Here is a 13810-nt window from a genome sequence, read left to right as displayed (position 1 = left end):
CACCATACTGGCTAGTTACTGCTAGCCAGTAGTATGAATTTTTTCATTTAATCTTTATCCTCTCTGACCTCACTGCTTAATCCTCGCTAGAGTCTTGCATTTTTGAAAATACCTTAATTAGTTTTTATACTATCGGTTTTTGCTATAACTCTAGCTAAACTTAAGATTATTCTATCTCTTTAAAATAAAAATATTTAATCTCAAAAACAAAATGGAGCACTATATGAAATCTACGATATATAAAATAATTCTATTATATTTTTTAATTATCTCTTCAATTCAAGCTGCACCGCCTCAATATAAAATAGTCCCTTTAGGGGAGGATATTAATTATATATATGCCGTTAGTAATAGTGGTTTAATACTTTTAGGTACCTCGTCTTATCCTAATGTATTACTTCGAGACTTGGATGGGACTTTACATGATATCAGCCCATTACAGCCTATCGTGGTTAATGATAGTGGGGTAACTGCAGGGGTAAGAATGGTACCTCTTGACATAGACCTTCCTGGTCAATTACCCGATGATCATGCTCCTATTTATGTCAGCCATGTTTTTCTAAGAGAAGCCAATGGTACTTTGATTGATCTTAGCGAAAAAAACCCAGATGGTCCTAGTAATGGCAACCCATTGGCTATTAATAATAAAGGACAGCTAGTTGGTTTTTTTGATACCCAGCTCCTTAGTGATATTGTCGATGGGTATCGAGTTTATAACTCTACGAATAAAGGATTTGTGGGAGATATTAATGGTCTGGCAGATATTGGAACTCTTTTTCCTATGGGAAATTATAGCGTAAATAATCTTAGTATTAATGATGAGGGGCAGCTATACTGATTTGAATACACATAAAGGTTATTCTTTTATTGCTAACCCTCAAAGTGGGCAATTTACTACATTTGATCCTTCGATTATTTGGAATGTAGTTAATATTAATAATCAAGGGCAAATACTCGGTCTTAGCTATGACGGAGAAAGTCAAAGCCAGTATTATACTACCACGTTTGATTTTCAATCTAGCACTACTACTCGGCTTAGCACACCCTCTGGAGCATCAGGTATTTACCCTCATACTATTAATAATCAGGGAATTATAATAGGACAATTTGCCCGAAGAAATCCTAATATTGTAGGAGGATCTGAATTTTTTGGCTTTGTAGGCAATGCCCAGGAAGGAATCTATGATTTAAATGATTTAGTTACAGGTATTCCAAGTGGAGATCATATTAATGAAGCTTATGGCATTACAGAATCAGGTGAGATAGTCGTTAGCACAACCAATGCAGATTCTACTAGTATGGGCTATTTTTTACTTACTCCCACCTCTTTAGGATCAGAGTGTACATCTGTAAACCCTAGCAATAGAACAAGTATAGATACGAAAGGAAGAATTATTCCTAATAATATTAATCAATTTCCTACCCTCAGCAACTCTCAAATAGGCAATCGTGCCAATTTGAATGCAGGACTTGAGAGACTCGCACCCCATCTTATGGAATCTCAAGGGGTTACTCCTAATAGTCTCCCCACAAACCCAGTTCAAAATTGTCCTTAAATTTAATCCAAATTTATTCATACAAAAATCTCTGGGCTAACCTGCCCAAAGAATGATAACAAAGAGCACACTATGAAACTCTACTTTCTATTTCGAGTAGTTACTTTATCCTTATTAATGACTACTACTGTTTATGCGATCCCAGCTCAATATCAAGTCATTGATTTAGGTACTGAGAAAATTGCTGCCAGCATGAGTGATAATGGATTAATTGCAGAAGTGGGCGCTGACCCTAGGCTTCCCTCGCCAGTTCCAACGATTCGTAACTTAGATGGCACAATTGAAAGCCTAAATGCTTTGCAGTGGGGATCAAATAAAAAAATAAAAGTTACGCTCAGCAGTAACATGGAAGGTGAAGCTGCACTTTTTAATGTCCTTACAACAATTAATAATAGTGGTTCAGTTGCAGGGACTTTTTAGCTCGCTTCTTTTTTTAATATAAACTACCCTACAAATCACGCTTTTATAGGGGGGAATAATTTTTTTGTTGATTTAAACCAGTTAGCTGATCCTCAAAGTATGGGTATACCCGCCCCGAATATTCAAAATACAAAGGCTGATGGATCGCAACCCCCTCAAGGATCTGTATTTAATAGCCAAGTAGTAGATATGAATAACCAAGGGCAAGTAGTAGGTTTTTATAACTATGGTGTCTCTGATAATACCCGTAACCCAAAGGGATTCATTGGCGATTCCCATGGTATCAAAGACTTAAATACTGTTCTGCCTTTGGAAAAAAATTACTCTTTACCATTTATGGTTAGAATTAATGATCAAGGGCAAATTGCAGGAGTATATATTGATTCTGAGAAATTCTCACAGCTTGATTCAAGCGCTAGCTTTGAAACTATCGCATCAGTATATCATGCCTTTATTACTGATCCTTCCGATCAGAGCAAGTTAGTTCTTTTAGATGCAAAGAGTCTATCTTTGTCTACGCCTACCTATATTTCCCATATCTTTGGTCTAAATAACCAAGGACAAATTATTGGCATCCTTAATAATGGATCTGCTTTTATTGGAAACATTCAATCAGAAATTACTCTACTTACTTCATCCTCTAGACCTGATAGTTTTATTACCCCAAGTGCAATCAGTGATTCTGGGCAGGTGGTAGGATCCTTTCAGTTTGCAGATAATCAAGCTTTTTTTGGTTATAGCCAGCATGGCTTTGTTAGCGGTGAGGGTGGAAAAATTTATGATTTAAACGATTTTATTATAGGAGGAAGTAATTACGTTATTGGCAGCGCCATAGGTATTGATAACAGTGGGCAAATTCTTACGGGGGGGAGGTCTTCTGCTGGTTCCAGTTTCAGCACCCTCTTCAGAATGTACAAGTAGAAACACTACTTTTAGAGAAAGTATAGATACAAAAGGAAGGATTATTCCTAATAATATTAGCCAATTTCCTACTCTTAGCATAATATTAGCCAATTTCCTACTCTTAGCAATTTTCAAACAGGTAATCTTGCAAATTTTAATGCAGGAATTGAAATGCTTGCACCTCACCTAATAGAAGATCAAGAAACAGTTAATTAATCAAATTCAAGACTGTCCTTAATTTCTGTATAATAAAAAACTAATATCTCTAAATTGAACGGAGTTGCATTTGTAATGAGTCAAATTGTAGCGGTAACTGATTCTACTTTTGAGCAAGAAGTGCTTAAATCCAGCCTACCTGCTCTTGTAGATTACTGGGCTGAGTGGTGTGGTCCTTGTAAGGCGATTGCCCCTATTTTAGAAGAAATAGCTAAGGACTATGCAGGTAAGGTCAAAATTTGTAAATTAAATATTGATGAAAACCCAGCTACCCCGCCAAAATATGGTATTCGAGGTATTCCTACCTTAATGCTGTTTAAAAATGGGAAAGTAGATGCTACTAAGGTGGGATTATTATCCAAACCTGAGCTAGCTAAGCTGTTAGATAGCCATTTAGAAGAATCTTAGATTAGTTTAAATAGATAGTAAGTGATTTAATTACTTACTATCTATCATTACTAGGTGGATCAATTAATTTCATAGTTTCTGCCACCCAACTATAAGCAGCTTGGTTGATCTCATCTACAGTTTTCTCTTTAGTTTCAATCATTGGGCCAATAATTACATCAATAATCCCAGGGTATTTAATAAATCCTCTTTTTGGCCAAAAATACCCAGCATTATGAGCAACGGGAATCACTGGATAGCCTGTTGCTTGGGCAAGGCTTGCTCCCCCAACCTTAAATTTACCCATCTCTCCCGGTGGCATTCGAGTGCCTTCTGGGAATACCACAACCCAACGACCTGCTTCAAGCCGTTGTTTACCTTGCTCTATAATTTGGTTTAGTGCTTTTCTGCCTGCTTTGCGGTCAATGGCAATCGGATCAAGTAAGGCTAATCCCCAGCCAAAAAAGGGGATCCACAACAAGCTTTTTCTAAGTACCCAAATCTGGGGTGGAAAAATACGTTGTAGAGCAATGGTTTCCCAAGCAGACTGATGTTTACAAAAAACAACAGCTGGACCCAGAGGAATATGTTCAAATCCTTGTACTCGAAAATCCAGGTTGCATATTTTTTTTAATAACCAAAAATTAACTCGCCCCCACTGAATGAGAAAACCATAGCGCTGGGTAAAAGAGAAAGGAGCTAAGCATAATCCTCCAAAAGCAAATACGATAGTAGAAATAGCTTGCCCAATTGTAAAAACTAATGAGCGTAGAAATAGCTCACTTTGAGAAGGCTGGTTTGATAGCAGCATAACTATGGGGTAGTTGCTAATAAACTGCTAACTGCAGAAGATAAATCATCGTAGCACGGAATACCTTGAGGTAATTCCTTACTATTTTCGGTGATGCTTCCTTTCCCAGTACGTACTAAAATAGGGGCTGCACCTGCACTTTGAGCTGCTTGAATATCCCTTATGGAATCGCCAATGGCTGGTAAATCCACTAATTGAAGACGCAATCGTTGGCTTAAGTCTTGAAATAAACCTGGTTTAGGTTTACGACAACTGCAATTTTCTTCTGGAAGATGGGGGCAAAATAAAATAGCTTCAATAGTTCCTCCCATTTGAGTTAGGAGTTGATACATTTTATTATGAATGCGATAAAGATCAGAGATATCAAAGAGTCCTCGAGCAATACCAGATTGGTTGGTGATAATTACTACCCGATAACCTGCTTGATTAAGCCGTACAATGGCCTCTAAACTACCCGGAATGGGTATCCATTCCTCTGGGGATTTAATGTATTTATCAGAATCCTTATTTATAACCCCATCCCGATCTAAAATAATTAGCCCCATAATAAATTAAATTTGTAATTGAGAAATATCTGCAATTTTTAAGAATAAAATCTGCATTTGGTTAAGTAGTGCCAAGCGATTGATTCGCAGTGTGGAATCCTCTACCATTACCATAATACTATCAAAAAATTGATTAATAGGCTGGTGTAAGTTTGCTAGCTCCTGTAAAGCTAGACTATATTCTCTATTTTTTAATAGAGGTGTAATTCTCTGATCTAGGTTAAAGATATGTTGTGCTAAATCCTGCTCAGCCTTCTCTTTCAGCCATTGAGAATCAACTTGTTTCGGAATTCCTTCTTCGCTTTTACGCAATATATTTCTCACCCGTTTATTTGCTTCTGACAGAGCTTGAGCTTCAGGTAATTTAACAAACTGGGTAACTGCTTCAAGTCGCTGGTGAATGTCGAGTAAATTATTTAGCTTAAGTACTAACACCGATTCAATTACATCATTAGTAAACCCTATATCTAAATAATAACTTCTTAAACGTTCTAAAATATACTCATAGATTTGATCTACAGTAGTTTCATTTTTTATTAAAATTCCTTGATAGGACTGGTAACTTACTTTTAACAAATAAATTAAATCTAGATTTAATTTATTTTCTATCATAACTCGGATGATCCCTAGTGCCGCACGACGCAAGCCATAAGGATCTTTATCACCACTAGGTAATATATCAATCCCAAAAAATCCTATTAAGCTATCTAATCGATCAGCAAGACTAAGTGCACAACCAGTCGGGGTTTGAGGCAAATTATCTCCTGCAAAGCGAGGGAGGTATTGCTCCTTTAGTGCAATCGCTACTGATTCAGGTTCCCGATCATGAAGGGCATAATAATAACCCATTGTGCCTTGTAACTCAGGAAATTCCATTACCATTTGGGTAACTAAATCACATTTAGATAGCAGCCCAGATCGCTTTGCCCAATCTTCATTGCTACTCGTTTCCTGAGTAATTGTGGCAGCTAAGTGAGAGATCCGCTCTGTTTTTTCAAAAATACTACCTAATTTTTCTTGAAAAGTAATTTTTTTAAGTTGATCTCTACGGGAGATTAAAGGGGTTTTGCAATCGGTAGTATAGAAAAAATCTGCATCGGCAAGACGTGGGCGAATTACCCTTTCATTACCAGCAATTATCATAGCCGGATTTTGGCCCTCTATATTAGCTACGGTAATAAAGTAAGGGAGTAAATTATGATTTTTATCTTCCACTGGAAAGTATTTCTGATTGCCTTCCATAGTGGCAATTAATGCTTCTCTTGGTAAAGAGAGGAATGTTGAATCAAACTTTCCCCATAAAGCAACAGGCCATTCCACTAATGCAGTAACTTCATTTAATAGGGATTCTGCTATGAGTGGGATTCCATTTAGGGATTGAGCTATTACTTCAACTTGAGTGATAATCATTGCACGCCGTTTAGCAAAATCAGCAATGACTTTACCTTGAAATGCTAATACGTCCTCATATTCACTAGGGTAGTGTAGTGCTAATGGTTTAGGGTTGTGGAATCGATGTCCCCTTGTGTTCTTATCTGCAGTAATGTTAAACAAAGTGGTAGGGATAACCTCGCTACCAAAAAGTAGCACAAGCCAATGGACAGGTCGAATAAATTCTATTTCAAGATCGCCCCAACACATAGGTTTTGGCATAGATAATGCTTTAAGGCTTTCAGCAATAATTTCAGGAAATAACGCTTGGGTTGCAGATCCTTTTTGCGACTTTCGGTAAATTAGCCAAGTGCCTTTTTCATTTTTTAATTGCTCTAAATCATTCACAGCTACTCCGCAACTTTGAGCAAACCCTTGAGCAGCAGGAGTAGGTTGATTATTTTTAAAAGCAGCAGCCAAAACAGGACCTCGGCGCTCTAGTATCCAATCAGGTTGGGATACTGCAAGATTCTTTACTAGAACTGCAAGTCGCCTAGGGGATCCATAATTTTTTATCTCTTCATAGGATAATTTTGCTTCTTGTAATTTTTTACCTAAAGCACTCGCAAGTTCTTCTGAAAATTTAAGTAAAGACTTGGGGGGTAATTCTTCTGTTCCTATTTCTACAAGAAGATCACGAACTTCAATCATGTTAGCCCTCTCCTTTCTCTATCAGCATAGGAAATCCTAAAAATTCCCTTCGGGCAAAATATGATTCTGCTACCGCACAAGCAAGCGTGCGAACTCGGAAAATATAGCGCTGGCGTTCTGTCACAGAAATGGCATGACGAGAATCTAAAAGATTAAAGGTATGAGAAGCCTTCAGTACCATCTCATAGGCAGGTAGAGGTAATTGAGCTTCAATAAGCCGTTTGCTTTCAGATTCGTAGTGATCAAACCATGTAAATAAGTATTCTGTATTTGCCTGTTCAAAATTATAGGTGGACATTTCAACTTCATTTTGATGGAACACATCACCATAGGTGATCTGTCCTTGAGGACTATCCGACCATATTAAATCGTAAACATTATTTATATTTTGTAAATACATGGCGATCCGCTCTAAGCCATAGGTAATTTCTCCGGTCACTGGTTTACATCCTAGACCACCTACTTGCTGAAAATAAGTAAATTGAGTAACCTCCATACCATTAAGCCAGACTTCCCAGCCAAGCCCCCAAGCACCAAGACTTGGCGATTCCCAATTATCCTCAACGAAGCGAATATCATGGATTAGGGGGGAAATACCTAACATATTCAATGAATCTAAATATAAATTTTGAATTTCAAGAGGTGAGGGTTTAAGTACGACTTGAAATTGGTAGTAATGCTGGAGGCGATTAGGATTATTACCATAGCGACCATCCGTGGGGCGACGTGAAGGTTGAACATAAGCAGATCGCCAAGGTTCCGGACCGATTGCTCGTAAAAATGTACCTGGATGAAAAGTGCCGGCACCTACTTCTAAATCATAGGGCTGTAATACTGCACAACCCTGATCGGCCCAATATTGCTGTAACCGAAAAATTAACTCCTGAAAAGTAGTAGGTGTTTTCACTAAATCAGGTTGATAAGTGCTATTAGCCAATAAATTTCCCTCAACTTTTAATATTATTTTTTATTATCGCTCTAAATCAAATAACAAATCGCCACCACTTTCCATACCTGTCTCCGCTTGTAACCTTAATAATCTATTTAGAGTATAACGAATACGAAAAGCATTAAATCGTTCAAGAATACCTACCCCATAACCAATATATAGCCGAGGAGAGATATGTTTACCTAGCATAAACGCAGCACTTTGATTCACACCGGGCATGGTGTTTTCAACCCCAACATCATCAATAATTCCTAATTTATCAAGCCCTGTTATTTTACTTAATCCCTTTGCTAAAAAGCCACCACCCGCAAGTCCAAGGGAAGTGGCTGTTTTTTCCATTAGCTGACTTCGATCAAGACCGGCATTACTACCATTTGATAAGGGTCTGCCCATTACAAGGTAGGATAAAATATCACTTTGATTCATAGGTGGTTCAGAGAACAAAGTAGGTTCAGGTGCTGTAGCAAGTCCATGGATTCTTATCCCAGCTGTAACACGATCTGAATCAATGATTCGTACTGCCTCTATGTTTAGTTGAGGTTTATCAATAGGACCTGAAAAAATAAGCAATCCACGACGGATTTCAAGCTCTTGTCCGTAAGCTTTATATTGTGATTTATTTGTTAAATTAATCTGTCCATTAGCTTGGGTAAAGGATCCAGGAGTATCTGTAACTAATACATTACCTGCAATGTCTCCCTTGAAGCCAAATCCCTGTACAACTACCTTATCCCCTAGGATTGCCCTTACTTTAGCGTAAATGGGCATATTTTCTAATTTTTCTTCCAGATTTTCTTCTTTGGAGACAATGACTACATCTCTAGAGCCGGCTATTCCACCTCTTGTTTTAATATCTTTAATGATAATATTGGCTTCAGGAACAAGTACCTCTCCATCTACATGAATTTCCTGTTCCTCAAGTCCAAGGTTTAAATTTGGGGAAATGAGTACATGAATTTCAGGAGTATTCATAGCTTCAAACCCCTTCCCTGAAATATTTAGGTGAGCACGTAAATTATCAGAATCCAAATAACTTTGACCTGTTAAGGCAAGTTGACCTTTTCCAGAAGTGACTCCCCCATTGAGTAATAGATTTTTACCTCGTGCATCTAGTTGCAAATGAAGATTAGTAAGCACTAAATTTAGGTTATTAATTTGAGCTGCTCCTTCTTTCAGGATTGCGTGCCCTAAAATTTCAGGGGATTCTAGATTCCCTTTTAGATTGAGATCCAGGTTAAATTGCCCATGGACTTCCTCAACCTCAGGTATTAAAGCTTCTAAAAACGTAAGATCGGTAAAAGCCATAAAGATTCTGCCATCTAGAGGCAATTCATTGAGAGAAGAAAAATCTATTGGGGCAGGCGGTAAATGAAATACAGCATTGATCGGAGTAGCACTTGGTTCATCAAGTAAGAGTTTTAAACTTGCCTTTCCCTGATTTTCTCCCAGATTGAGTTTAGTAGTTAGCCCTCGATGGGTAAAAGTTAGTTTTTCTCCTTCTGGGTTAATTTGGGTAATTTCTCCTGGAGAAGCAACTAAATGCCCACTAGCGTAAATTAATTGGGATTTTGTACCTTTAATATGAGTAGATCCTTCTATGGTGCCCATGATTGAGGTATGTTTTGGTAAAAATGAAGTAAAAGTAGTTAGGGATAAATCAGCGATATTAAATCCTGCATCCCAGGGTTTATCTGGCTGCCAATTACCATTAAGACAAAGTTGTGCCTTTTCTTGTTGCCAACACCATGGTGCTAATTGAGCACTTTGATCAGTGAGTATCAAAGAAGTAGGTTTTACTGTGTTCCAATGCCCTATTAAAGAATCAGTAATTTGCCCTTTATAAATTTGCCCTTGCCAGAGAAATTTTTCTTCATTCCAAGATCCCAGAAATGATAAATCTAAAGAGCGATCAGTAGAATCTAAATTTATATTTACGTAATGTTTCTGGGGTATTCCTCCACCTTGGAGCACTAAAGATTTAATAGCTTCATTTGCAGCATATATATTTTTTGCTTCAACAATTAGCTTTGATTGTTGCTTCCCTGTAGGGTCTATGTTTCCATCTGCATTAATTCTCCCTAGCTGGAAATTTTGATACTCTAATAGAGATCCTTGAAGTGTTAGGATAACTTCGGGAAAGGTAGGATACCCTCCTAAATAGCCTTTTGCTGTAATATTTCCTTTTGCCTCTGGTAATAGCTGAGAGAGATCATGGGAAATCAGTTGCCAATTTAAATTTAAATGATCACCTATTGTGCCCGTAGCAGCAAGCTTTGAATCCCCTGAATGTAATGTTAAATCTTTAAGAGTTAGTAGCATATTTTCTACTTGAATCTGACCTTGAGCATGAATAGGATAACTCCTTAAAGACCCAGAAAAATCCTGAATTTCTACTACAGCACTCTTTTGGTTAGAATCCTGTAATGCTCCATGGGTATCAATTTTGAAATGAAGCGATCCCGGCCATTTTACCCATTGAATTCCTGGATTAATCTCTTTACTAGTTATATTTAAATCCCAATTTATATCGGGCTTCCAGGCAATTTTCCCTTGAGTAGTGACTGTGCCTGAGAGTAATTTACCTGCTAGAGGGTTAATATTAAGTTGTTCGGTATTCCCTGTACCATCTAAAGACCATTGGCTTTCTGGTATTTCCTGACCAGATAACGTTGTATTAGCTGTTAAGCGATAATTATCTGGCACCCCTTGTAAGTTGAGATCTCCCTCTTTACTTGCAAATGTAGTCTCTCCAACGAGGGGCCACGCTAAATCTTGCCAATGTCCTCGTATTGCAACTTGTGGTTGTTCTCCCTGAGATACAATATGACCATGGAGCGTAAAATACCCTTGGGTTTCTTTTTGATCTAGATCAAGCTGTTCGATAATCCAATGCCCCTTGGATTGTTGTTCCCCTTTTAGTGCACCTTGTACATGCCCAAATTCCGATCCAGCTGCTTGAAAAGATGCTTGAACTTTAAATTTATTTAAATTACCCGCACTTTTTAGATGTAAATCCAATTGTGCTTTAGGTGTTTGAGGAAATAGTTTTTGAATTTCTAATTCTGAAACTTCAAGAGCAGCAACCCAGCCTAAATCATGCAAAGGATCAGATAATCTTCCTTTAAGTTGAGACTGAAAGGGGCTTTGGGTAGTTTGGTAAATAGTAAGCTGTGCTAAATCTCCTCTTAAAGCATCTTTACCTGCAATTTTTCCTATATCCGGTATGGATATTTCCCATTGAGCTATTAGATTCAAGGGGTAATTTTTTTGTGGTGTAATGATACCGCTTGTTTTGATATATCCTTGATGGGATGAGATCTCAAGTGTGTCTAATTTTAAAGCTTGTTGTTCGAACTTTCCTTTTAAAGCTATTGTATTAATCAGTTGAGGAGATGAGCCTAAAGACTCAATTTTAATATTTCGAACTTGGGCATCTTTTACTGCTATCTTTAATGGTAATTTAATTTGAGGAAGGCTAATGTTTTTGTTTGAATCATCAGGAGAGGAATTTGAATGGGTTTGGTGCCAGTGAATATTCTTAGCCCATAATTTATCTACCCAGAAAGTAGCTTCTAGTAACATCGCAGGATTCCAAACAAAAATAAGCTGATCTACCGTCAGGTCAAAATCCGAACTAAAATAACTAACTTCAGTTAAAGTTAACTTTCTAGCCAAAGATCCTTCTATTTTTCCTATTTGAAATGTCCTAGAAATTTGATGAGTTATTTGTGCAAACAGCCACTGAGTGCCAGATTCAGTAGTCACCAAATAAGCAATGCTACCTATAACTAATAGGAAAAAGAATAAAATAAAAAAACTTAGTTTTTGAATTAACCTCACAAATCGGGACCTAGATAGAAATGAAGACGAATATGATCCCCTGGTCTTGTCACTGCATAAGCTAAATCTAAATGAACAGGACCAATAGGAGAAAGCCAGCGTACCCCAACACCAGCACCTTGCTGTACATCTAAGTTAAACCCAGTAAATGCATTTCCTGCATCGTAAAACCCTGCAATAAGCCATTTGTCTAAAAACCGATAATCGTACTCGATACTACCCACAAGTAGATTTTTTCCACCAATAACTTGGCCATTTTCATTTTTAGGGCCTATTGCCTCAAAATTATAGCCTCGGATCGTGTTGTCTCCACCAGTAAAATACCTTATTGAGGGAGGAAGTTTAGAGAAATTAGGTGCCCATGTCACCCCTGCATTGCCTCGAAATAAAAAACGGCTTCGCTCTCCGATACTATGAATAAATTTACCTTCCGCAGTAGCTTGGACAAAACTACTGGTAGAGCCTGCATAGCTAGAGGCACCACTGACTTCCACGTTAAACCGGTAACCTTTACGAGGATAAACAAAATTATCTGCCTCTGTATGAAACCAACTAATACCAGGGGTAAGTAAATAGGAAAGGCCAGAATCTCCTCCATCATATCTTTTCCCCATATTTAAAAATCCCGCTAATCCACCAGCAACCCCTGAGATATGATATCGTTCCCTACGAAAATCTAAAAATGCAGTACGCTGCCAACCATTTGATAATGCAGCAATATGACGAATACCAATTTGACCAATCTCATCATCGCTAGTGACTGTCATCCGCCTTCCGTAGCTAGAATCAATTCTAAATTGATCTGTACGAGGATCGCCAACTGGAATGGCGTAACCTAGATTAAAGACTTGATTAATTGTAGAGGCTCGTATCCCAAAGCTAAATTTATGACCATGTTCATTAACATAGCGATCTTCCCAACCTATATTGAATCGAGGGCCGGTGTTTGTACCAAAGCCTGCTCCAGCAGAATAGTGATGATGGGTATTTGCGGTTAAATAAACAAAAATAGGAACTTCTAAATTTACTGCTCTCTCTGGGCAGGGCTCTACTTCCACCTCAGAGTAATAATTACTGTCAATCAATGCACTTTGGAGATCAGCTAAACTTGCATTTTTATAAGGATCCCCTTCTTTAAAACGAATATAGCGCACTAATAATTCTGACTCTATTATTCCTTTTTTACTGGGAATTTCTTGTGTTTCAACCCCATCCTCACATTGCTGCATTGTGCGGTCATTAATAAATTCTACTTGACCAAAGCGATAACGAGATCCTGTATCAAAGTGTAAAACTGGGGTTGCAAGGTAGGTTTTTAAATTAATTTGTAGTCTTTGCTGGGTAAATTTTGCATCAAAATAACCATGTTCATGGGCTAGTTTTTGTAGCTCATCTTTTCCTTTTTCATAACTTGCTTGGCTGAGTGGATCGTTTTCCTTAATAGGAAAATCTTTCTTTAAATTCTGAAATAAAGTGTCTTTAGCTCCATCACCTAAAATTTCTAAGTCGATTACCCCTACTTTTATTCTAGGTCCTGGATTTATAAGATAGCGAGCCTCCCATGCGTTATTATTATGCTCCTTTAGTTCAGCATCAATTTTAGCTTTGTAGTAACCATAAACCTCAAGTGCAGATTTAATTTCATTAGGTCCTTTGTGATGAAGATAATGTACTTGCCTTTTTGACAGATCAGTATCTTCTTTTTGATGAGCAATAGTGAGATACGCCATTACATTTTTTAATGCCTCTCCCTCTACTCCTTCTACATTTACATGAATAGTAGTAGCGGACCAAGCAGGCTTAGCAATAAAAAAAAAGAGTAATAATATTACTAAGGTGGTGTATCTAAAGTGCATAATCATATAAAAATCTTTGTTAGGAGATTTTTGTTTTTCATTTATATTTGGGTTTTATTCTTAATAAAGTATTTTACTATCAATTTGTTATTGAACAATAATAGATTAATCTTTAAATAAAAAGTTTATTGATATGTTTATGGAGCTAATAGCGTTACTTTATAGATACCCTCTTAGGGTAGGCATAGTTATTTCTCTGTTAATACATATAGCTATTATTTTAAATTTAAGGCAAATCAATAATT

The 13810-nt window shown here is 37.3% G+C and carries 11 protein-coding genes; 5 read left to right on the top strand and 6 right to left on the bottom strand.

Going from position 1 to position 13810, the window contains the following annotated elements; genetic code table 11:
- The first annotated feature begins 223 nt into the window (after nucleotides 1-223).
- The 5 genes from OOL07_RS01355 to trxA all read left to right on the top strand — a co-directional run bounded on the left by OOL07_RS01355 (nucleotide 224) and on the right by trxA (nucleotide 3503).
- On the top strand, nucleotides 224-838 hold the full coding sequence (locus OOL07_RS01355; RefSeq protein WP_264694436.1) for a hypothetical protein: 615 nt from the start codon (nucleotides 224-226) through the stop codon (nucleotides 836-838).
- 1 nt (nucleotide 839) lies between these two features.
- Nucleotides 840-1556, top strand: coding sequence for an MDR/zinc-dependent alcohol dehydrogenase-like family protein (locus OOL07_RS01350; RefSeq protein ID WP_264694434.1), 717 nt, complete (start codon nucleotides 840-842; stop codon nucleotides 1554-1556).
- 72 nt (nucleotides 1557-1628) lie between these two features.
- On the top strand, nucleotides 1629-1976 hold the full coding sequence (locus OOL07_RS01345; RefSeq protein ID WP_264694431.1) for a hypothetical protein: 348 nt from the start codon (nucleotides 1629-1631) through the stop codon (nucleotides 1974-1976).
- A 99-nt stretch (nucleotides 1977-2075) separates the two neighbouring features.
- Nucleotides 2076-2897: a DUF3466 family protein gene (locus OOL07_RS01340; RefSeq protein WP_264694429.1), complete on the top strand. Its 822-nt coding sequence runs from the start codon at nucleotides 2076-2078 to the stop codon at nucleotides 2895-2897.
- A gap of 273 nt (nucleotides 2898-3170) precedes the next feature.
- Nucleotides 3171-3503 carry a thioredoxin TrxA gene (trxA, locus tag OOL07_RS01335; RefSeq protein WP_264694427.1) on the top strand — a complete coding sequence of 111 codons (333 nt, stop codon included), beginning with the start codon at nucleotides 3171-3173 and terminating at the stop codon, nucleotides 3501-3503.
- Nucleotides 3504-3540: 37 nt separating this feature from the next.
- Here trxA and OOL07_RS01330 read toward each other — a convergent pair whose 3' ends face one another.
- The 6 genes from OOL07_RS01330 to OOL07_RS01305 are packed head-to-tail and all read right to left on the bottom strand — an operon-like array spanning nucleotide 3541 to nucleotide 13565.
- The gene (locus tag OOL07_RS01330; protein WP_264694425.1) at nucleotides 3541-4293 is read right to left on the bottom strand and encodes a lysophospholipid acyltransferase family protein; all 753 of its coding nucleotides are present in this window, start codon (nucleotides 4291-4293) and stop codon (nucleotides 3541-3543) included.
- Nucleotides 4294-4295: 2 nt separating this feature from the next.
- Nucleotides 4296-4838 carry a D-glycero-beta-D-manno-heptose 1,7-bisphosphate 7-phosphatase gene (gene gmhB, locus OOL07_RS01325; RefSeq protein ID WP_264694423.1) on the bottom strand — a complete coding sequence of 181 codons (543 nt, stop codon included), beginning with the start codon at nucleotides 4836-4838 and terminating at the stop codon, nucleotides 4296-4298.
- A 6-nt stretch (nucleotides 4839-4844) separates the two neighbouring features.
- Nucleotides 4845-6920, bottom strand: a complete 2076-nt coding sequence (gene glyS / locus OOL07_RS01320; protein WP_264694421.1) for a glycine--tRNA ligase subunit beta — start codon at nucleotides 6918-6920, stop codon at nucleotides 4845-4847.
- 1 nt (nucleotide 6921) lies between these two features.
- The gene (glyQ, locus tag OOL07_RS01315) at nucleotides 6922-7857 is read right to left on the bottom strand and encodes a glycine--tRNA ligase subunit alpha (protein ID WP_264694419.1); all 936 of its coding nucleotides are present in this window, start codon (nucleotides 7855-7857) and stop codon (nucleotides 6922-6924) included.
- 33 nt (nucleotides 7858-7890) lie between these two features.
- Nucleotides 7891-11709, bottom strand: coding sequence for a translocation/assembly module TamB domain-containing protein (locus tag OOL07_RS01310; RefSeq protein ID WP_264694417.1), 3819 nt, complete (start codon nucleotides 11707-11709; stop codon nucleotides 7891-7893).
- On the bottom strand, nucleotides 11706-13565 hold the full coding sequence (locus tag OOL07_RS01305) for an autotransporter assembly complex protein TamA (RefSeq protein ID WP_264694415.1): 1860 nt from the start codon (nucleotides 13563-13565) through the stop codon (nucleotides 11706-11708). Before OOL07_RS01305 ends, OOL07_RS01310 begins: the two co-directional genes overlap by 4 nt.
- Nucleotides 13566-13810 lie beyond the last annotated feature (245 nt).

The organism is Candidatus Nitrosacidococcus sp. I8 (assembly GCF_945836005.1).
In the GTDB taxonomy this organism is placed as follows: domain Bacteria; phylum Pseudomonadota; class Gammaproteobacteria; order Nitrosococcales; family Nitrosococcaceae; genus Nitrosacidococcus.
Note: the sequence above shows the minus strand (reverse complement) of the source record. Positions and strands in the feature narration are given on the sequence as shown.

What these genes read in the sequence shown, in the direction of transcription:
- gmhB (WP_264694423.1), bottom strand. Translation starts at nt 4,838, where the DNA reads ATGGGGCTAATTATTTTAGATCGGGATGGGGTTATAAATAAGGATTCT.
- glyS (WP_264694421.1), bottom strand. Translation starts at nt 6,920, where the DNA reads ATGATTGAAGTTCGTGATCTTCTTGTAGAAATAGGAACAGAAGAATTA.
- OOL07_RS01305 (WP_264694415.1), bottom strand. Translation starts at nt 13,565, where the DNA reads ATGCACTTTAGATACACCACCTTAGTAATATTATTACTCTTTTTTTTT.
- OOL07_RS01355 (WP_264694436.1), top strand. Translation starts at nt 224, where the DNA reads ATGAAATCTACGATATATAAAATAATTCTATTATATTTTTTAATTATC.
- OOL07_RS01330 (WP_264694425.1), bottom strand. Translation starts at nt 4,293, where the DNA reads ATGCTGCTATCAAACCAGCCTTCTCAAAGTGAGCTATTTCTACGCTCA.
- OOL07_RS01340 (WP_264694429.1), top strand. Translation starts at nt 2,076, where the DNA reads ATGGGTATACCCGCCCCGAATATTCAAAATACAAAGGCTGATGGATCG.
- OOL07_RS01345 (WP_264694431.1), top strand. Translation starts at nt 1,629, where the DNA reads ATGAAACTCTACTTTCTATTTCGAGTAGTTACTTTATCCTTATTAATG.
- trxA (WP_264694427.1), top strand. Translation starts at nt 3,171, where the DNA reads ATGAGTCAAATTGTAGCGGTAACTGATTCTACTTTTGAGCAAGAAGTG.